General features: G+C 75.6%; 13 protein-coding genes. 9 read left to right on the top strand and 4 right to left on the bottom strand.

Going from position 1 to position 19718, the window contains the following annotated elements:
* Nucleotides 1-29 precede the first annotated feature (29 nt).
* A complete protein-coding gene (locus tag IE172_RS32540; protein WP_190100955.1) occupies nt 30-860 on the bottom strand; it encodes an alpha/beta fold hydrolase in 831 nt (276 codons plus the stop codon).
* A 168-nt stretch (nt 861-1028) separates the two neighbouring features.
* On the opposite strand from IE172_RS32540, the gene IE172_RS32535 reads away from it, so the two are divergent.
* Together IE172_RS32535 and IE172_RS32530 are read left to right on the top strand one after the other, a co-directional pair.
* Nucleotides 1029-1631: a DUF998 domain-containing protein gene (locus IE172_RS32535; protein ID WP_190100954.1), complete on the top strand. Its 603-nt coding sequence runs from the start codon at nt 1029-1031 to the stop codon at nt 1629-1631.
* A gap of 199 nt (nt 1632-1830) precedes the next feature.
* Nucleotides 1831-2289 (top strand): DUF4396 domain-containing protein, encoded by a 459-nt coding sequence (locus IE172_RS32530; protein ID WP_190100953.1) that lies wholly within the window; start codon nt 1831-1833, stop codon nt 2287-2289.
* A gap of 10 nt (nt 2290-2299) precedes the next feature.
* On the opposite strand, the gene IE172_RS32525 is transcribed toward IE172_RS32530, so the two are convergent.
* Nucleotides 2300-2542, bottom strand: coding sequence for a hypothetical protein (locus IE172_RS32525; protein WP_190100952.1), 243 nt, complete (start codon nt 2540-2542; stop codon nt 2300-2302).
* Between the two features lie 218 nt (nt 2543-2760).
* On the opposite strand from IE172_RS32525, the gene IE172_RS32520 reads away from it, so the two are divergent.
* The 5 genes from IE172_RS32520 to IE172_RS32500 are packed head-to-tail and all read left to right on the top strand — an operon-like array spanning nt 2761 to nt 15242.
* Nucleotides 2761-3615: a DUF4132 domain-containing protein gene (locus IE172_RS32520; protein ID WP_190100951.1), complete on the top strand. Its 855-nt coding sequence runs from the start codon at nt 2761-2763 to the stop codon at nt 3613-3615.
* Nucleotides 3612-8654: a hypothetical protein gene (locus IE172_RS32515; RefSeq protein ID WP_190100950.1), complete on the top strand. Its 5043-nt coding sequence runs from the start codon at nt 3612-3614 to the stop codon at nt 8652-8654. The genes IE172_RS32520 and IE172_RS32515 overlap by 4 nt, the downstream gene beginning before the upstream one ends.
* Before the next feature lie 35 nt (nt 8655-8689).
* Nucleotides 8690-9859 carry an ATP-binding protein gene (locus tag IE172_RS32510; protein WP_190100949.1) on the top strand — a complete coding sequence of 390 codons (1170 nt, stop codon included), beginning with the start codon at nt 8690-8692 and terminating at the stop codon, nt 9857-9859.
* A 5-nt stretch (nt 9860-9864) separates the two neighbouring features.
* The gene (locus tag IE172_RS32505; RefSeq protein ID WP_190100948.1) at nt 9865-13479 is read left to right on the top strand and encodes a vWA domain-containing protein; all 3615 of its coding nucleotides are present in this window, start codon (nt 9865-9867) and stop codon (nt 13477-13479) included.
* Nucleotides 13476-15242, top strand: coding sequence for a hypothetical protein (locus tag IE172_RS32500; protein WP_190100947.1), 1767 nt, complete (start codon nt 13476-13478; stop codon nt 15240-15242). The genes IE172_RS32505 and IE172_RS32500 overlap by 4 nt, the downstream gene beginning before the upstream one ends.
* A 34-nt stretch (nt 15243-15276) precedes the next feature.
* Here IE172_RS32500 and IE172_RS32495 read toward each other — a convergent pair whose 3' ends face one another.
* Nucleotides 15277-16143 (bottom strand): AraC family transcriptional regulator, encoded by an 867-nt coding sequence (locus IE172_RS32495; RefSeq protein WP_190100946.1) that lies wholly within the window; start codon nt 16141-16143, stop codon nt 15277-15279.
* A 102-nt stretch (nt 16144-16245) separates the two neighbouring features.
* Nucleotides 16246-17904, bottom strand: a complete 1659-nt coding sequence (locus IE172_RS32490) for an ABC-F family ATP-binding cassette domain-containing protein (RefSeq protein WP_190100945.1) — start codon at nt 17902-17904, stop codon at nt 16246-16248.
* A 284-nt stretch (nt 17905-18188) separates the two neighbouring features.
* Here IE172_RS32490 and IE172_RS32485 point away from each other — a divergent pair, with 284 nt between their 5' ends.
* Nucleotides 18189-18404: a hypothetical protein gene (locus tag IE172_RS32485; RefSeq protein ID WP_190100944.1), complete on the top strand. Its 216-nt coding sequence runs from the start codon at nt 18189-18191 to the stop codon at nt 18402-18404.
* A 409-nt stretch (nt 18405-18813) separates the two neighbouring features.
* On the top strand, nt 18814-19710 hold the full coding sequence (locus IE172_RS32480) for a DMT family transporter (RefSeq protein WP_190100943.1): 897 nt from the start codon (nt 18814-18816) through the stop codon (nt 19708-19710).
* Nucleotides 19711-19718 lie beyond the last annotated feature (8 nt).

The following is a 19718-nucleotide window of genomic DNA, read 5'->3' as shown; positions in this document are numbered from 1 at the left end:
CGCGTCGCGCGACGGCGCCCGGGACGGCGTCACGACTTCACGAATTCCAGGATGTCCCGGTCGAGGACGTCCGGATGGGTCGACAGCATGCCGTGGGGGAACCCCTCGTACGTCTTCAGGGCGCCGTGCTTCAGCAGTGCGGCCGACAACGGCGCCGAGTCCGCGTAGGGCACGATCTGGTCGTCGGTGCCGTGCGCCACGAGGACCGGGACGTCGATGGCCTTCAGGTCCTCGGTGAAGTCGGTCTCGGAGAAGGCCTCGATGCACTCGTAGTGGGCATTGGCGGCGCCCGCCATCCCCTGCCGCCACCAGTTGTCGATCAGTCCCTGGGAGACCGCCGCGCCGGGCCGGTTGAAACCGTAGAACGGGCCCGACGGCAGGTCGAGGTAGAACTGCGAACGGTTGGCGGCGAGGGCCGCGCGGAGCTCGTCGAAGGCCTCGACCGGCAGACCGCCCGGATTGCTGTCCGACTTGACCATGACCGGTGGTACCGCGCCGGCGAGCACCGCCTTGCCGACCCGGCCCGGCTTCGCGCGCGCCACGTACCGCGTGACCTCGCCGCCGCCCGTCGAGTGCCCGATGTGCACGGCGTCCCGCAGATCGAGGGCGTCCGTCAGCACCGCCACGTCGGCGGCGTAGGTGTCCATGTCGTGGCCGGCCGGCGACTGGCTGGAGCGGCCGTGACCACGCCGGTCGTGGGCGATCACGCGGTATCCGTGCGAGAGGAAGAACAGCATCTGGTTGTCCCAGTCGTCGCCGCTCAGCGGCCAGCCGTGGTGGAAGACGACCGGCGGGGCGTCGCGCGGGCCCCAGTCCTTGTAGAAGATGGCCGTGCCGTCAGGAGTGGTGACCGTGCCCATGGTCGGTCCTTCCACGAGAGGACTGAGGGTTTCGTACCCGCGGCCCGCGGACCACGGCGAACGCACCCACATCACCCTACGCTCCCGCCGGGCGGGTCTCATCTCGTCCCATGTCGTGACGTACTGGGACGAGATACCGGAGCGGGTGGTGCGTTCTATGGTGGTTCGATGCCGATTGTTCCCAGATGGGTCCTGCTCTCGTCGGGGTGCGCCCCGCTGCTGTTGATCTCGGGCTGGATGATCGCCGCGTCACTGGAGGGATCCGCGTACGACCCCGTCACTCAGACGATCAGCGTCCTGGCGGCGTACGGGGCCGCGGGGTTCTGGGTGATGACCGGCGCGCTCTTCGCGCTGGGGGTCTGTCATCTGCTCACCGCCTGGGGGCTGCGCCCGGCGGCCGCCGCCGGGCGCCTGGCGCTGGCCGGAGGGGGAGTGGCGGCCCTGGTGGTGGCGTTGATCCCGGTGCCCAGCAGCGGTGGCTCCCTGCGGCACGGTTCGGTGGCCGTCGTCGGATTCGTGCTCCTGGCCGTGTGGCCGGTCCTGGCAGCCGAGGGCGGGGGAGCCGCCCCGTGGGCGCTGCGGACGGCCCCCGCCTGCGCGGCGACCGCCGTGATGGCCGCCGGTGCGGTCTGGTTCCTGATCGAGACGCACCTCGACGGTGCCGCGGGTGTCGCGGAACGGGTGGTGACGGCCGTTCAGTCCGTCTGGCCCTTCGTGGTCGTCACCTCCTGCCTGCGCCACTGCCGGGGCCGCGAGGGGACACCGGCGTGAGGTGAACGGGTGCGGCGGCGGGCCTCGATCCGTACCGCCTCCCCCCGCGTGGCGGCTGACGCGCGCTCAGGGGAACCGTGAGCCGGCCACCGGGCCGGCGGAACCCTCGACCGCCTTCTCCGCCGCGCCGGGAATATACCCCCTAGGGGTATAGGTTGGCGGGGAGGTGACCGGCTGTGCACCCGCGAAGCGAAGGGGGATGACGGGAATGACCCAGCACCACGGCGCGTCCTGGACGACAGCGGTGAGAGCGACCCTGCACTGCCTGACCGGCTGTGCCGTCGGAGAGATCCTCGGCATGGTCATCGGCACCGCACTGGCGTGGGGCAACGTATCGACCATGATCCTGGCGATCTCCCTCGCCTTCCTCTTCGGCTACTCCTTCACCCTCTTCGCCGTCCTGCGGTCGGGCCTGTCCCTCAGGGCCGCGATCAAGGTGGCGCTGGCGGCCGACACGGTCTCCATCGCGGTGATGGAGCTGGTCGACAACGGCATCATCGCGCTGACACCGGGCGCGATGGAGGCCGGTCTGTCGGAGAGCCTGTTCTGGACGGCGCTGCTCGGCGGCTTCGCCGTCGCGTTCGTGATCACCACGCCGGTGAACAAGTGGATGATCGGCCGCGGCAAGGGCCACGCCGTCGTCCACGCCCACCACTGACCGCGGGGCCCTAACCCCGCGCGGCTCCCGCACCGCTGTCACCGGTCTCGCCGCCGATGACACGGCGGGCCGCCTCCGCCTCCGCAGCGGGCGGTGACAGCTCGTCCAGGGAGTCGAGCGCGGTGTCGGCCTCCAGTTCCCGCTCCCACGCGGCCGCGAGCCGCTCCTGCTCCGCACGCGGTCTGCCGCTGACGGCCTCCCGGTGCTCCGGGTCCAGAGCCGTCAGGAATCGTCCGACCGGGTCCGTGGGCATGCCGTGCTCCTCGTCGCTGGGAAGGGGCCGTCGTGACCCAGGATGGCCAGGGCGCCCGGGAACGGCCTCCCGACACGGCGCCCGGCCACCCCGATGGCCCTGCCCGCCCGGCCGGAGAACCGGACCGTCCGCCCCCGCGTCGTCAGGGCCGGAACCCGTTGTCAGAGCCCTGCTCTAAGGTTCCCGTCACTTGATCATTGTGAATGCGGGAGGCACACATGGGGTGGGTGTCGGCCGGCGGCTACGAAGTCGCCCTCGACGACGGCAAGGTGGTGTGCCGCAACGCGGCCGGACGGCGGCTGAAGTCCGTACCGCCGAAGATCGCCGACGATCCCGCGGTGGTGGGACTGCGGCAGCTCGTCGAGTGGCTCGAGCGGCACGAGCGGCAGTGCCTCACCGACGTCGAGCGGTGGATGGTGCGCTCCCTTCCGGTGCCGTTCGCCGTCCTGGCGCGGGTGTGGCCCGACCCGGCCTGGCAGGCCGCCCTGCGCGACACGGTCGTCACGGGGGCGGACGGCGTGGTGGCCGGGTTCCTGCGGGACGCCGACCCCGAGCGCGGTCTCGGCCTCGTCGACCTCGACGGCGACACCGTCCGGATCACCCCCGGCCTGGTCCGCCTCCCGCACCCGGTGCTGCTCGACGACCTCGAGGACCTGCGCGAGTTCGCCGTCGAGATCGGCATCGAGCAGCGCGCCCAGCAGCTCTTCCGCGAGGTGTGGCACCGGCCCCCGGCCCTCGACACCGAGGCAGCCTCCGTCGAGGACTACGCCGGCGGCGCCTTCAAGGAGCTGAGGTTCCTGCACGGCCGGGCGACCCAACTGGGATACCGCGTACGCGGCGGCCACGCCGTGTGCTCCGTGCTGGAGGACGGCCGCGGCGTCGAGGCCCGCGTGTGGGTCGGCGACTACGACGGCTACGCGGAGACGGAGACCGGCCCCCTGGTCTTCACCGACACCGCCGGCCGGGCACTGAAGCTCGGCCAGGTGGGGCCGGTGGCCTGGTCGGAGGGCATGCGCATGGCGGCCGCGCTGTACGCCGGACGCGACATCGAGGACGAGGAGCGTGCGGCGTGACCGCGTACGAGTACGACGGCATCACCTTCGACGAGGCCACCTCGGCCGCCCTGCTCGACGCGGGCGCCGTGCTTCCCCGGGGCGCCACCGACCGCGAGGACGCCGATGTCCTCACCGCCCGCACCTACACCCACGCCGCGCTCGACGAGCGGAAGGTCGTCCGGCTCGTGCCCGCGACCCTCGGCGACGCCGAGGACCTCGCCCTGGACTTCCTGGGGCTGGTCAGGGAGCCCGGGACCCGCGAGGTCGGACAGGTGCGCCGGGAGACCCTCGGCTTCCCCGCCTGGGCACTCGTCAACGACCCGGCGAACGGCCACCACGCACTGGCCCTGGTGCGGGACGTCGAGCGGCTCGCCCGGCAGGCCAAGTCCCGCCCCGGCACCGCCAAGGAGGGCTTCGAAGCGCTCGGCGAGCGGCTCGGCCGGGCCGTCCCGCACTTCCTGCCCACCTTCTACGAGCAGGCCGCCCGCGTCTTCCTCCAGTACGAGAACACCACCTACGCCGCCGCCTTCTTCGGCAAGGCCCGCGACGCCGAGCGGGTGCACGCGCTGACCGTGGACGAGGAGCGGCAGCGCGCCGTGTTCCTGGAGTTCGCCTTCGCCGGCGCGCTGACGGTCAAGGCCCTCAAGGAACACGTGAAGGCCCTCTCGGCACGGCTCACCCCCGCCGACGCGTGGGCGCAGTTCCGGCAGCTGACCGTGGAGCGCTGCGCCGCCGGCATGCCGCCCTACGCCTCCCTGCCCCAGGACGCCCGCACCCTGATCAAGGCTGCCGGACTCGACCGGGTCACCGAGGAGTGCGCCCTCGTCGCGGACCTGCTCACCTCGCCCGCGGCCGTGCGCGCCCCCGCATCCTTCTGGAACACCTACCGGGCGACCCTCGTCGTCCTCGCCGAGCGGCAGCCCGCCGTACGGGCCCGGCTGCTGGAGATCATGCCCGCGGGGCTCGGCCGCTCCACGAAGGACGACGAGTTCTGGCTGGCGCTGCTCGCGGAGACCGGATCCGACCGGCTGCTGACCGGCGGGGCCGACGCCCCGGACGGGACCGACGCGGCGGACTGGCTCACCCGCTGGGCACTGCACCGCAAGCACGGCGGCACGGTCAGCGACCGTTCCCCGGCCACCCTCGCCCTCGTCGGGCGCATGGCCCCCCGGCTGCGCGCGGACGGCCGCCCCGTGGACCTCTTCACCGGCCGCTGGCACGCCGGCGCCGACCTCGACCTGCTGGACCTGTGCGTCGCCGAGGACGTTCCGCTGACCCGGCCCGGCGCCGGCACGGACGTCCACCTCGGCCTCGGCCGGTGGATGGAGGACACCCGCACCGGACGACGCGACCTGACGGCCACGGCCGCGGACCCGTTCGGACGGCGCCTGCTCCGCGACGCCGTCGGCAACCTGAACCGCCAGCGGGCCGGCACCGCCCTGCTGGAGAGGATCGCCGCCCACCCCGTGCTCGCCGAGGTGCTCCGCGAGTGGCTGGACGACGCCGCCGCCGAGCTGGACGGCGCGGCCGGTCTCGCGAGCGCCCGTGCCGCGCTCGAACGGCTGCGTCCCTTCCGTACGGTCGCCGCCCGGATCAGCCCGCGGGCCGTCGCCCGGGCCGCCGCACTCGACATCGCACCGCTGCTCGGCAACACCCTGCGCGCCGGCATCCCGGACGAACTGGGCTGGCCCGCCCTCGAAGAGGCGGTGCTCAGGCTCCACGCCGAGACCCGGCGCGACGGCGACGACACCCTCGCCGTCGAGGAGTCATGGCCCTTCCTGATCCTCTCCCGCAGGCACAAGGTGATCGTGGTGGGACCGCAGGCCATCGCGCTCGAACACGACCTGCGGCTGCCGGCCGGACTGGACCGCTGGCAGCGGCCCTCGTTCCGCTACACGGACGGCGAACTGCTCGTCATGTGGCGGGAGGGCGGCACACAGCACGGCTACTGGTCGGCCCGCCCGGCCGAGGTGTTCCCCCTCGGCGGCGAGAAGCTCCCCTCCTGGCACGGCGGCCAGGACGCGGGCGAGACCTCGATACCGCTGCCCGACGGCGGCCGCGCCACCGGCGGGCGCACCCTGCGGGCGGGAGACACGGTCCTGCCGCCCCGCCGCCCCGTCATCGGCGACGGCACCTCCCACTGGCGCCAGGGACGGCAGGGTCCGCGACAGGTGTGGCTCGAGTACGACCCCGCCACCGGCACCCACGGCCGCGCCTCCCTGCCCGCCTTCCTGCGCTCCGGCATCCGCGACGGCGCCACCCTGCTCCAGCAGCACTGCACGGTGCTGCCCCTGCAGCCCGGCCTGGAGCACAGCCCGTTCGGCACCGACGGCACGGTCCTCGGCCGCTGGGTGCGCACCGACGGCGAGGGCGACGACGCACGCACCACCGTCGGCACCCCCGACGGCCGGACCACCACCCTCCCGGCGGCGGGCCACCGGATACCGGGCGTTCCCCTCGGCGCGCTGCGGCTGCCCGGAGGCGTCGAACCCGTCGTCGCCGCCCAGTACCGTCAGGTCACCTGGTACACGACGGACCACACCACCGGCCTGCGGGAACTGGGCAGACTGACGCCGCTGCAGCGCGGCGGCGAGTTCGCCGCCGGCACACCGCTCGTCCCGCCGGTCGACTTCTGGCACGCCCTGCGCCCCCGCGACGAGAACGCCTCCGCGGTCCTGCGCGCGCTGAGCGACGAGCAGGCCGGGGAACTGCTGCGCGCGGGAGCCCGTGCGCTGGCCGAACGGCAGGCCGAGATGGCGGCGGCCAAGCGGGCGACCGCGGACGCCGAGGCCGCGGCCGGCCGGCCTACCGGCAAGCCCTCGGTCCCGACCGCCGAGGAAGCCCTGCGCACGGTCGTCTCCCGCTGCCTTCCCGCCCTCACCCAGCCCCGCGTCCTCACCGGCGTCACCGCCCTCGTGCACGCGGTGCTGCGACTCGCCGAGTCCGTCGCCGCCTTCGTCGAGCCCCCGGCGGAGCGGCCCAGGACGCCATCCCCGCAGATCGCCGGCATGTTCGCCGACTACCGTCCCGAGGACGGCGACGACCAGACGCTGCGCGAGGCGACCGAGGGCCTCGCCGAGCAGCACGGCTGGTGGGGCAACGGGCAGCGGTGGACCGTGCTGCGGCAGATCCGCGCCGTCAACCACGTCCTGACCGGCAAGCCCGCCGAGGGCAAGGCCCTGCCCGCCACCGCCCGGCTCACCGGACCCGCCGACGGCTGGACCAGCGACGAGCGCACCGTCCCGGCCGAGGGCCCGGCATGGCCGTCCCTGCTGGACGCGCTGCGCCCGCTCGCCTACCGCGCCGCCTCACCCACCCTGACGCCGGCGCACCGCAGGGCCCTGCTGCTGCTCTTCGACGCGGTCACGGAGGGCCCGCTGGCCGCACCGGGAGCCGCGCTGCGCGACGTCGTGCTGAGCGAGCCGCGAGGCAAACAGGACCGCGCCGGTCAGGTGCTGCGCCGCGCCGGCCGCACCGTCGTCGTCCTCGGCTGCCAGAGCGTCGACCACCAGCACCAGCGCGTGAACTGGCTGGCCCTCGACCACGACCCGACCGGACGGTTCGGCGCCGTCGCCCACTTCACGTCGGGACGCGAGAGCGCACACCCGCCGGTGTTCCCGGCCGACGAGCTGGCCGCGGTGACCGCGCTCGTCCGGGACAAGGGCCCCGCACCCTGGCAGCCGGAAGCCCCCGCCGCCCTGTCCACCGCCACCGGAGGCGGACTCGGACCGGTGCAGGCGGCCCTGCTGCTCGCCGGAGAGCCGCCCCGGCTGACCGACGAGGTGAGCGCCGCGACGGGCCTGAAGCCACGGCAGAAGCAGCTGGGCGACGCACTGCTGAGCTCGGTCGAGCACGCCGACAGGGCGGCCCTCGTCGGCGCCCTGCTGCCCCGGAACCCCGGTGACCTGTGGACCGCCGGACCGGACACGGACGCGGCGGGCCTGGTGTGGACCGAGCGTCTCGGCGGCGTCCTCCGGCTGCCCGAGGACCTGGTCGGTGACCTGTTCATGCCGGGGCTGCCCGCCGGATCCGTCGAGAAGGTGCTCAACCCGCGCCGCACGCCCTGGCTCAGCCGCACCACCGTGCAGCGGCCCGACAAGGACGGCAACCTCGTCCCTGAGGACCCCCGGGCACTGCCCGGACGGTACGGCCTGACACACGCCGTGTCCTCCCTGGCCGGACTCGCCTACTCGCTGCCGTACGGGCACCCCCTGCGCGCCGCGCTGCCCGAAGGACTCGCGGCGCTGCGCCGCCGCCTCGCGGACCCCGGGCTCCTGCTCGACCTGGACCTGGAGTGGACCGAGAAGGGCTCGTCGACCGCCGCGGAACTGCGCAAGGCGTACGGGCTGCCCGCCACCGGCGGCGCCGGTCCCGACGGTCTCACCCGTGTCGGCGAGGCCCTGGTCCTGCGTCCCTGGTACGGCGACCAGGAAGCGGTCCTGGTGCGCACCGCCGCCCTCGACCACGCGGACGATCCCGTGTTCGGGCTGGTCGAGGGACTGGTCGGCCCCGGACGAGGCGACGGCATGCGGGCACTGCGGACGATCGTCGGTGACGGACTCGCCCGCGCCGTGGCGGCCGGAACGGGCCCGGAGGGCCCCACCGGGTACGCCCAGGATCCGTCCGTCAGCGTGCCCGGACTGGTGGCCGAGGTCGCCTCGGCCCACGGGTTGGGCGAGGACGCGGCGGCGCTCTACCTCCAGCTGCTCGCCCTGCCCGACCCGACGGACCGCAACTGCGCCCGCCGGACCGGCTGGAAGCCGGCCCGCATGAAGAAGGCCCGCGCCGAACTGGCGGCGGCCGGCGGGCTGGTCGTCGAGGCGAAGCGGGCCCGGGCCGGCCGCACCCTGTTCCTGCCCTGCGGCTGGCTGGACCTGAAGTCGCCCGCCCTGCCGGTGGAGATCTGGAAGCAGGGCCTCTACCCGCTGCGCGGCACCGCCCCCGCGGTACCGGTGCCCGAGTTGTTCACCCGCGCGTGGGAGCGTGTCCGCGCCGGTGACGCCCCGGCCTACGAAGAACTCGCCACCCGCGCCACCCGCAAGGGCCGCCGCCGATGACCACCGTCCACCCGCACCCGGAAGAACCCGCGCCGATGACCACCACCCTGTCCCCCTCCCCGGCCCGCCAGATCGTCCCGCCCGAGGACCGGTACGCGACCGAACTGGCCTTCCTCGCCGCCCTCGACGACGGGCCGCGCCCGCCCGCCTGGCGGCTCACCCCCCGGGCCGTCGTCACCTTCGTCATGGGCAGCGCCGGAGAGGCCCTGAAGCTCCCCGACGACGCCGAGGCCCCCGACGGCGTGCCCCGGCGCCTGGTCGTCGAGGACAAGTTCGTCGGCGACCGGGCCCTGGTCGAACGGTGCGTGGTGACCCTCGCGGGCGAGCGCGGACTGCTGCTCGTCGGCGAGCCGGGCACCGCCAAGTCGATGCTGTCGGAGCTCCTCTCCGCCGCCGTGTGCGGCACCAGCGGCCTCACCGTCCAGGGCACCGCCGGCACCACCGAGGACCAGCTCAAGTACGGCTGGAACTACGCACTGCTGCTGGCCCAGGGCCCCACCCGGCAGGCACTCGTGCCCTCACCCGTGCTCACCGCCATGTCCAGGGGCGCGGTCGCCCGCGTCGAGGAGGTCACCCGCTGCCTGCCCGAAGTGCAGGACGCACTGGTGTCATCGCTCTCCGAACGGCGGATCGCCGTACCCGAACTCGCCGGCACCGAGGACGCGCTGGCACACGCGGCGCCCGGCTTCAACCTCATCGCCACCGCCAACCTCCGCGACAAGGGCGTCTCCGAGATGTCCGCGGCCCTCAAACGCCGCTTCAACTTCGAGACGGTGGGCCCCATCGGGGACCTCGACGCGGAGACCGCACTGATGCGCGGCCAGGCCCGGGCGTCCGTGGAGCGGGCCGGTGCCCCCTTCCAGGTCGACGACGCCGTGCTGGAGGCGCTGGTCACCGCGTTCCGGGACCTGCGCGAGGGCCGGTCGGCGGAGGGCTGGGAGGTCGAGCGGCCCTCCACGGTGATGAGCACCGCGGAGGCCGTCTCCGTCGCCGGGGCGCTCGCCCTCGCCGCGGCGTACTTCCCCGGCGACCGCGACGTGCTCGGACTGCTGCCGGGCCATCTGCTCGGCGTGGTCCGCAAGGACGACCCGGCCGACGCCGCCCGGCTGCGCGGCTACTGGGACGGGCCCGTCCGGCGCCGCGCCGAACAGGGCTCCGCCACCTGGCGCACCCTGTGGGACCTGCGTACGGTCCTGGAGGGCTGACCGCCGTGTCCCTCTCCCACCCGGCCGCCCCGCAGGGCACAACCGTCCCGCCCGACGAGGCGCTCGCCGCCCTCACCGACCGGTCCGCGCCCTACCTCGTGGGCGTACGGCACCACGCCCCCTCCCTGGCCGCCGCCCTGCCCGCACTGCTGGACGATGCGGACCCGCAGGTGCTGCTCGTCGAACTGCCCGCCGAGATGCAGCAGTGGCTGCCCTGGCTGGGACACGAGGAGACCCGCGCGCCGGTCGCGCTCGCCGCCGCTCCCGCCGACGGGAGCGGCCACCAGGGGCCGGCGTTCTACCCGTTCGCCGACTTCTCGCCCGAACTGGCCGCGGTGCGCTGGGCCGCCCGGCGCGGCGTGCCGGTGGTCGCCTGCGACCTGCCGCTGGCCGACCCGGCCTGGAGAGAGGAACGGCGGCCCGCGGCGACGGGGGCCGGCGGGCCCGGGCTCGCCACCGCCCTGCGGGCCCGTCTCACGGGCCGCCCGGGGGACGACCTCTGGGACCGGCTCGTCGAGGCGACCGCCCCCGGCTCCCCGCCCGAGGCGCTCCGCCGTGCCGCCCTGCTCACCGGGTGGGCCCTGCGCGAGGACGCGACCGCCCGGGGCGGCGTGCCCGCACTGGACCTGCGGCGCGAACGCTGGATGCGGGCCCGGCTGGCCGAGGCCACCGCGGCGGGCGAGCGGGCCGCCGTGGTGGTGGGAGCCTTCCACGCCCCGGCCCTCGTACGGCCGGAGGCGGGCGGGGACACGGCACCGGACCCGCCGGAGCGGCGCTCCGCCTGGACCACCTCCCTGATCCCGTACACCTACGCGCTCCTCGACGAGCGGTCCGGCTACCCGGCCGGCATCCGCGACCCGGAGTGGCAGGACATGGTCCTGCGCGCGGCCGGCGACCCGGAGGCCCTCGAGGAGGCCCTCACCCGGGCCGCCGTACGCGTCTGCGCCGAGCTGCGCGGTCTCGGCCACCCCTCGGGGCCCGCCGACGCACGGGAGATCAGCCGGCTCGCCTCCGACCTCGCCCGGCTGCGCGGCCTGCCCGCGGCCGGCCGCGGCGAACTCGTCGAAGCCGTACAGACGGTGCTCGCGCAGGGCGAACCGTACGGCAGGGGACGGGCCGTGGCGCGGGCGATGGAACGCGTCCTCGTCGGCACCCGCGGCGGGCGCCCCGCCCCGCAGGCACCGCGCAGCGGCCTGGCCCCCGCCGTCGAGGCCGAAGCGTCCCGGCTGGGCCTGCCCGGCCCCGGGACGGACGGGCCCGCACGCGACCTGCGTCTCGACCCGCTGCGCTCCGGCCTCGACCGGCGCCGTGAACTGCTGCTGCGCCGCCTGACGGTGTGCGGGGTGCCCTACGGCGAGGCCAAGGAAGTCGTCGGCGCGGGCGGCGCCGAGGCCCTCACCTCCCGCTGGGAAGTGCGCTGGACACCCGCCACGGCGGCGATGCTGACCGCGGCCGGCACACGCGGGGTCACCCCCGCGCAGGCCGCGGAAGGAGTACTGCGGGAACGGCGGCGCCAGGAGCTCGACGAGGGCGGGCCGACGGCGGCGCAGGCCCTCGAAGGGCTCCGGAGGGCGGCGGAGTGCGGACTGACGGCGCTCGCCGACGAACGGCTCGGCGACATCGCCGGGGTCCTGCCCGGGTCCGGTACCCTGCCGGACCTCCTCGCCGGCCTGGCCCTGCTGGACCGGCTGCGGGCGGGCCATGTCCCCGGCCTGGGTTCCGACCCGGACCGGGAGGCCCGGGCGGCCGCCGTCGCGGACCTGCTCACGGGGGCGGCGGTGCGCCAGGTGGACGGCCTCACCGGGTCCGAGGACCTGGCCGACGCCCATGCCCTGCTCGAGCTGTCCCACCGCGCCGACCTGCTGGGCGGCATCCGGCTCACCGACGCCCTGGCACGCCTGTCCGCGGACGGCTCCCCGATGATGCGCGGTGCCGCCGGCGCCGTACGCGTCCTGCTCGGCCACGAGGACGCGAGGGTCCTCGGCGACCGCGTGGCCTCCTGGGTCGACGGGGCCACCGGCCCCGATACCCGCGCCGCGCTCACCGCCCGGCTCGGCGGACTGCTGACCGCGGCGGGCCCCCTCCTGGAGACGGCGGAGCCCGCGCTGGAACCCCTCCTCACCCGGGTGACGGAGCTGCCCGACCGGGCCTTCCTCGACCGGCTGCCCGCGCTGCGCGGCGGTTTCGACACGCTGAGCCCCGCCGCCCGCGACCGCCTCTTCGCCACCGTCGAAGCGGGTCTCGGCACCACGCACATCGCCGACACCGCCGGCGTGGACCCGGCCGCCCTCGCCGCCTGGACCGAGGCGGACCTCGCGGCCCGTGAGAGGCTGCGCTCCCTGCGCCTCCTGCCGCGTCCCGCCGCCACAACCCCCACCCCGGACGTTCCGGCGCGGGCCGGAGGCGCGGAACCGGCGACGCGGTCCGGGCCGCGGACCCATGCGCCGACCGCGCCGGCGGACACCGCGGCCGACGGCGTCCCCGGATCCGTCGGGGCGCGGGACGGGACGCGTCTCCTCGCCCCCGCCGACCGCTGGCGTCTCCTCCTCGGCCGCCGCACCGACGCGCTGCCGCGGTCCGCCGCACCGCTGGCGACCGCGCTGGACGAGCTGTACGGCAGCGGACGCGGCGAAGGCAGCCGGGGGAGTCTCGCCGGTCCGGGACGCGGCGGGGGACGCCAGGCGCCGTACCCCGGGGCGCGCGAGTGGTCGGAGGAACTGGCCGCGCTGTTCGGGCCGGGCATCCGCGAGGAAGTCCTGGCCGCGGCCGCCGCGTCCGGCCGCAGCGACGTCCTCACCGAACTGGACGCGGACGGGGTGCGCCCCTCGGTCGACCTGCTGCGCACCGTACTGAGGCACGCGGGAGGTCTGCCCGAGGCCCGGCTGGCCGCACTGCGCCCGCTGGTCCGGAGCCTGGTCGACGCGCTGACCCGGCAGCTGGCCACCCGTCTGCGCCCGGCCCTGCACGGCACCGCCCTGCCCCGCCCCAGCAGACGGCCCGGCGGGGGCCTGGACCTGCCCCGCACCCTGCGGGCCAACCTGGCGACCGCGCGCCGCGGCCCGGACGGAACGGTGCGGGTGATCCCCGAACGCCCGGTCTTCCGCACGCGGGCGCGCCGGGCCGCCGACTGGCGGCTCGTGCTGGTGACCGACGTCTCGGGCTCCATGGAGGCGTCCACGGTGTGGGCCGCGCTGACCGCCTCGGTGCTGGCGGGGGTGCCGACCCTCTCCACCCACTTCCTGGCCTTCTCCACCGAGGTCATCGACCTCACCGGGCACGTGGACGACCCGCTGTCGCTGCTGCTGGAGGTGTCCGTCGGCGGCGGCACCCACATCGCCGCCGGACTGCGCCACGCGCGCGAACTCGTCACCGTGCCGTCCCGCACCCTCGTCGTGGTGGTCAGCGACTTCGAGGAGGGCTTTCCGCTCGGTGGTCTCCTCGCCGAGGTCCGCGCGCTGGTCTCGGCCGGGTGCCACGTCCTGGGCTGCGCGAGCCTCGACGACACCGGCAGGCCCCGCTACTCCACGGGGGTGGCCGGCCAACTGGTCGCCGCCGGGATGCCCGTGGCCGCCCTCAGTCCGCTCGAACTCGCCCGCTGGGTAGGGGAGAAGATCGCATGAGCCCGGACCTGCCTCCGGTCGCCCCGTCCGTCACCGCCGCACTCGTCGAGGCGCTCTCGCCCCGGCTCCGCAAACGGCTGGACGCGGGCGTCACCAAGCTCCTGGCACGCCCCGCCACCCGGGACGGCGACACCGTGCGGATCGCCGTGGACGACGAGACCGACGTCGTCCTGCACGCGCCGGGCGGGACGGTGACCGGGGCGGACGCGATCCGCTGCGGATGCCTGCTGTCCCCCGACTGCCTGCACCGCGCGGCCGCCGCCTCGGCGGCACCGGTCGCCGACGACACGCCCGCCCCGGACGCGGCCGGGGACCCGGCCCCCACCGGGGACACCGACACGCCGGACGAGACGGGAGAGACGGAACCCGAGACCGCCACGCCCGCACAACGCGCCGCCGCCCGCGCGGTGTTCGACGCGGCCGCCGCCGTCCTGGAAGCCGGCACCGACGGCGCCGGTGCCGTGCTCCAGGCGGAACTGCTGCACGCCGCGCACACCGCCCGCCTCGCCGGTCTCCCGCGTGCTTCGGCGGCGGCCGTCTCCGTGGTGACCGCCGTCCGGGCGGCCCGCGCCGCCGACCCCGGCCACCGGCTCGGCGACCTCGCCGACGCCCTCACCGCCGTCCTCGACGTCGCCCACCGCCTCCCGCACGCCACCGGCCCCGACCTGACCGGACTGCGCGGCACGGCCCGGCAGCCGTACCGCCCCGACGGGTCCCTGCGCCTGTACGGGCTCTTCTCCGAACCCGTCCTCACCGTCACCGGCTACGCGGGCGCGGTCACCTGGACCGCCGACGCCGACGGACGCCTCTGCACCGTGTCCGACGTGGCGCCCGGCGGCCCCGCCCGGGCGACCGGCGCGGCCGACCGGGCGGTGCGTGTGGGGGACACCGCCCTGACGCACCGGGAACTGTCCCGCGCCGGGCTGGCCGTGTCCGGCGCCACCGTCTCCCCGACGGGCCGCCTCGGTGCCGGCGCGGGCGTACGGGCGGTCCGCGCCCCCGGCGCCGCATGGCACGACGAACCGCTGGACCGGCTGTGGGCCGTCCCCGCCGCCGACCAGGTCACCAGGGCCCTGAACGGCGGGCAGGACCTGCTGTTCCTGGAGGTGACCCTCACCGGCACGGTGCGGGAGGCGGCGGGCGACTGTCTGCTCGCCGACTGCGCGGGCGTGCCCCTGCGGCTGGCCGCCGCCCACGACGACCCGGCACTGCCCTACCGCGAGAACCTCCGCCTGCTCGCCGCCGCCCGGGGCAGCCGTCTGCGGATCGTCGCACGGCTGACACCGGGGCCGTACCCACGCGCCCTGCTCCTCGCCGCCGCCCACCCCACCGACGCCGAGGCCCGCGTGGACCTGGGCCTGGACCGGCTCCAGCACGCCGACCTGCCCCACGGTGCCCTCGCGCCGGAGGCCGGGGCACCCGCCGCCGCGGACGAGGCGCCGCTGCACCTGCTGCGCCGCCGGGTCCACCAGGCCGTGCCGGGAGGCCGCCGTGTGCTCGCCCTCGCCGGCAGTACGCCGGGCGACGCCGCCCGTCTGCGCCGCCTCGGTCTCGCCACCGCGGCCGACCTCCTCGAGGACCTCCACACCGCAGCCGCGGACCGTTCCCGCGACGTCTTCGGGCGCCTGGTCCCGGCCGACACGGGCCGCTTCGCCCGGTCCTGGCTCGCCGCGGCCGTCTACACCGAGGTGGTCGAACAGGCTCTGTGCGTCCACGCCTGGCAAGGCGCCGCCGACGAGGTGGCCGCGCGGGCCATGACCTGAACGACCGGGCTCGACGGTCCTCGAATGACCGGGCTCAACGGTCCTCCCGCTCCACCGGGAGCCACAGTTCGGCATCGGCTTCGGTGTGGTCCGGCGACATCCGGGTGCGCAGGATCTCCGGGCCGGGCCGGCTGCGGTACGGGTTGGACGGGAACCACTCGGTGAACACGTCCCGCCACAGGTGCTGGATGGCGTCCGGCACCGGTCCGGACGCCGTGAACACCGCCCAGGTCCCGGCCGGCACGGGCAGGACGGCCGAACCCTCGGGCGCCGGCGCCGAGGTGATCACCCCGTGGTAGTAGTCGAGTTCGGTCCCCTCGGCCCGGCCCGGGTCCAGGTCGTCGCAGACGGCGACGATCCCCCGGGGCTCCTGGTCCGACAGCTCCTCCAGCTCTTCCAGGGCCTGCCGTCCGATCCCGCGGACGAAGTCGATGATCGCCCGGTTCGGGCCGAGGTGCACGAGAGGCACCCTGGCCCTCGGCCCGACGACGGTGAAGGCCGGCCTGTCCACTACGCGGTACCGCATGCTGGTACTCCCTTCGACGGTGAGGCGGAAGGTCAGCCGGGGCTGGGACACGAGCGCGGTGCCGGTGCGCCGGGCCTCGCCCGGACCCACCCCGTGCATGGCGCGGAACGCCCGCGCGAACGCCTCGCCCGAGCCGTAGCCGTACCGCACCGCGATCTCCAGCAGCGTCCCGCGTCCGGCGAGCACCTCGGCACCCGCGACGGTCAGCCGCCTGCGCCGTATGTACTCCGACAACGGCATCCCCGCGAGCGCGGAGAACATCCGGCGCAGGTGGTACTCCGACGTCGCCGCCACACGGGCCAGTGCGGCCACGTCGACGGACCGGTCGAGACGGCGCTCGATGTGTTCCATCGTCTCGTTGAGCCGTTCCAGCACGCCCGGCCTCCTTCCTCTTTCGCGATCACCACGCTAGGCGGCCGGGACACCGCCGCACCCGACATCCTGTGCCCGATCGGATCGGGTCCGCGCCGCGGTCGTTCAGGCCCCCTGCTCCAGCCGCAGCAGCGGCCAGTGCGCGAGGTCGCGCAGCAGCTGCCGGTCGTGGGTCGCGACGACCACGGCGGCGCTCGTGTCGCGGACGGCGTCGGTCAGTTCGTCGACCAGCCGTGCCGACAGGTGGTTCGTCGGCTCGTCGAGCAGGATCAGCGTGGGCCGGCCGGACGCTGCCAGGGCCAGGTCGAGGCGCCGCCGCTGTCCCTGCGACATCCGCCCCACCGGCGTGCGCGCCGCCTCGGCGTCCAGCAGGCCGAGGGCCGCGAGCGGCACGGCGCCGGTGGCGGGGAGGGTCCCACGGGCCGTCAGCCGGCCCACGTGACGCTCGTACACCTCCCGGGCGGTCAGCAGCGGGTCCTGACCGGCGGTCTCCTGACCGACCCGCACGATCCGTGCCCCGCTCGCCGCCCTCACGTGTCCGTCCGTGGGCCGGAGCGCACCGGCCAGCACCGCCAGCAGCGTGGACTTCCCGGCGCCGTTCGGCCCGGTCACGAGCAGCCGGTCGCCGCCGTCGAGAGCGAGGTCCACCGGTCCGGCCAGCCGCCCGTCCACGGCCACTGCGTGCGCCCGCACCTGCGGCGCACCCACCCGTACGTCCGGGTCCGGCCACCGCAGCGCGGGCGGCGGCTTCGGCACGTCGATCCGGTGCGCGCGCAGGGCCTCCTGCTGCCGGTGCAGGGCCTGTACGACGCCCGGGGCGCGGGACTGGCGCTGGTGTTTGCCGGTCCCCTTGTCCGGCCGCCAGCCGGTGGAGAGCCGGTCACGGGCCTGCGCCACCGCCTCCCGCAGCCGCACATGCTCGGCCTGCTGCTGTTCGTGGTCCTGCTCCCAGCGCTCACGCTCGCGGCGCCGGGCGTCCTGCCACGCCTGGTAGCCGCCGGCGTAGAGGAGCGGCTTGCCCTCGCGGGACGGGTCGAGGTCGACGAACCGGTCCGCGACGTCGCGCAGCAGCGCCCGGTCGTGGCTGACGACGGCGAGGCCGCCGTCGTGCTCGCGCAGCCGGCGGGTGAGGAAGTCCAGCCCGGCGGCGTCGAGATGGTTGGTCGGCTCGTCGAGCAGCAGGATGTCGTGGCGGGCACCGAGCAGACAGGCCAGGCGGACGCGGTAACGCTGTCCGACCGAGAGGGTGGACAGGGGACGGTCGCGGTCGGTGCAGGCGCCGAGGGCGTCCAGGGCCACGTCGACCCGGCGCTCGGCGTCCCAGGCGTCGAGGCGGGTGGCGGCGTCCAGGGCGGCGGCGTAGCGCTCGCCGGCGGCGGGGTCGCCTCCGGCCAGGGCGAGGGACGCCTCCTCCAGCGCGCCGAGTGCCGCGAGGGAGGCGGCCAGTGCGGCGGACGTCAGGGTGCCGACGGTCTCGCCGTCGCGCGCGGACAGTTCCTGGCGGGCCAGGCCGACCGTGCCGGTCCGCCGCACGGCGCCCTCGTCGGGTGCGACCAACCCGGCGAGGACGTGCAGCAGGGTGGTCTTGCCCCGGCCGTTCTCGCCCACGACGGCGATCCGCGACCGGGCGGAGACGGTGACCGACAGGCCGTCCAGGACGCGCCGTGACCCGCGGGTCACGGTGACGTTCTCGGCGCGGACGTGCGCTCCGGCGCCCGCGTCGACGGGCAGGGACAGGGTTTCGGGGGTGACATCGGGGTTCAACGGATGCTCCGCAGCTCGCAGGGGAGCCGGGCAGCACGGAAGAGCCGCCCGGCGGGAACCGGAACGGCGTGCGCGGATTCCGCAGGAAGGGCGCCGCCGTCAGCGGGCGGAGCGGACCTTCTGCGACCAGATGCCTCGTGCCATACGGGCAGGCTAACAAGACGGCGCGCTCGCTTCACCCGTATTACGGGCGCCTGCGGGACCGGCGGCCCCGGGCGGGCCGGCACCGTGACGCCCCCGACCTCCGCCGTGCGCGCTCCTCCCGACCCGGGCACGCTGGTGGCATGGCGAGCGACCAGCCCATCGTGATCTACCCGCCGGGCGACGACGGCGGCCGGCGCGTCCGCGCGGGAGCACACTTCCTCGGGATGGCGTACGGGCTGCTGGACGTCGTGGAGTTCCTGCGCCTGGCCGGGCTGGACGACGTCGACGACGCCTGGATGCGGCAGTCCGCGCGGGTCGAGTGGCGCGGCGGCGGCCCGGACTCCTGGAGCGGCTGACGCGGTGGTCGGTGCCGTGCGGCAAGGACTCACCCATGGGTGAACAGGTGGAGCGGGTCGACGAGCGCGACCGATCCTCACCGACGTCCGCAGGCACGACGCGGTACGCCACGGATGGCTGCACCGCGTCGCGACGGTCGCGTGCCGGGACACCGCCGGACGGTTCCTCGTGCACCGCCGCCCCGAGGGCGCCGCACGCTTCCCCGGCGGGTACTCCCCCGACGCGCCCGAGGCGTTCCACCGGTACCTCGCCGTAGACCGCGGTGAGCGCCCGCATCACGCCTGACACCCCGTCGTCCGGGCGCGACGAGGAGGCCCCACACGGGTGACGGAACGTGCGCCGGCGGGCGGGGCGGGTCACCATGGCGGGGAGCGGGGGGCCGACTCGTCGTTCGGGAGGAACCCCGCGGTGCACTTGCTGCTGCCGGTCCTCTTCGCACTGGGCGCGGCGCTCAGCAACGCCCTGGCGACCGTCCTGCAGCGCAAGGCGGCGCTGACCGTGCCGCGCTCGGACAGCCTGCGGGCCGGCCTGATGCTCGATCTGCTGCGGCGCCCCGTCTGGCTCGTCGGCATCGCCACCGTCATCGTCGCGGCGGTCTGTCAGGCCGTCGCACTCGCGACAGGACCGATGACGGTCGTCCAGCCCCTGCTCGTCCTGGAGCTGCCGCTGACCCTCGTCATCGCCACGGTGCTGCTCCACGGGCGTCTGTCGTCCTCCGGCTGGGCGGCCGTCTGCGCCGTCGTGGCGGGGCTCGCCGTGGCTCTGTTCGCCGCGTCACCCGAGGGGAACCGCACGTACGTCCCCATGGACCGCTGGATCCCGGCACTCGCCGTGTGCACCGCCGCGCTCGCCGGCCTCGTGTTCGCGGCGCTGCGCAGACCCGCGGGCCGGGCACGCGCCGCGTGCTTCGGACTGGCCACCGCCGTCGCCTACGCGGCGACGGCGGCGCTGATGAAGACGTCCGTGCACAGCCTCGACGACGGGGGCGTGACCGCCTTCCTCACCACCTGGCAGACCTACGGCTTCGCCCTCTTCGGCGGGTGCGCCCTGTTCCTCCTGTCGAACGCGATGCAGGCCGGACCACTCGTCGCGTCCCAGCCGGCGATCACCCTCGGTGACGCCGGGGTCAGCCTGCTCCTCGGCATCACCCTCTACGACGAGTACCTGCGAGGCGGCTGGTGGCTCCCGCTCCAAGTGCTCGGTGCCGCGCTGATCGCCGCGGGCGTACTGGCCCTCTCCAGGCTGCCGCTCGCCCGCGCCCTGACCGGTGACGAGCATGAGGCCGCCCCCGCGAAGGCCCCGTGACGACGGTC

Source organism: Streptomyces griseoflavus, assembly GCF_014649995.1.
In the GTDB taxonomy this organism is placed as follows: Bacteria; Actinomycetota; Actinomycetes; order Streptomycetales; family Streptomycetaceae; genus Streptomyces; species Streptomyces griseoflavus.
This window is presented reverse-complemented; position numbering and strand designations above follow the sequence as displayed.

What these genes read in the sequence shown, in the direction of transcription:
- IE172_RS32540 (WP_190100955.1), bottom strand. Translation starts at nt 860, where the DNA reads ATGGGCACGGTCACCACTCCTGACGGCACGGCCATCTTCTACAAGGAC.
- IE172_RS32535 (WP_190100954.1), top strand. Translation starts at nt 1,029, where the DNA reads ATGCCGATTGTTCCCAGATGGGTCCTGCTCTCGTCGGGGTGCGCCCCG.
- IE172_RS32530 (WP_190100953.1), top strand. Translation starts at nt 1,831, where the DNA reads ATGACGGGAATGACCCAGCACCACGGCGCGTCCTGGACGACAGCGGTG.
- IE172_RS32525 (WP_190100952.1), bottom strand. Translation starts at nt 2,542, where the DNA reads ATGCCCACGGACCCGGTCGGACGATTCCTGACGGCTCTGGACCCGGAG.
- IE172_RS32520 (WP_190100951.1), top strand. Translation starts at nt 2,761, where the DNA reads ATGGGGTGGGTGTCGGCCGGCGGCTACGAAGTCGCCCTCGACGACGGC.
- IE172_RS32510 (WP_190100949.1), top strand. Translation starts at nt 8,690, where the DNA reads ATGACCACCACCCTGTCCCCCTCCCCGGCCCGCCAGATCGTCCCGCCC.
- IE172_RS32500 (WP_190100947.1), top strand. Translation starts at nt 13,476, where the DNA reads ATGAGCCCGGACCTGCCTCCGGTCGCCCCGTCCGTCACCGCCGCACTC.
- IE172_RS32485 (WP_190100944.1), top strand. Translation starts at nt 18,189, where the DNA reads ATGGCGAGCGACCAGCCCATCGTGATCTACCCGCCGGGCGACGACGGC.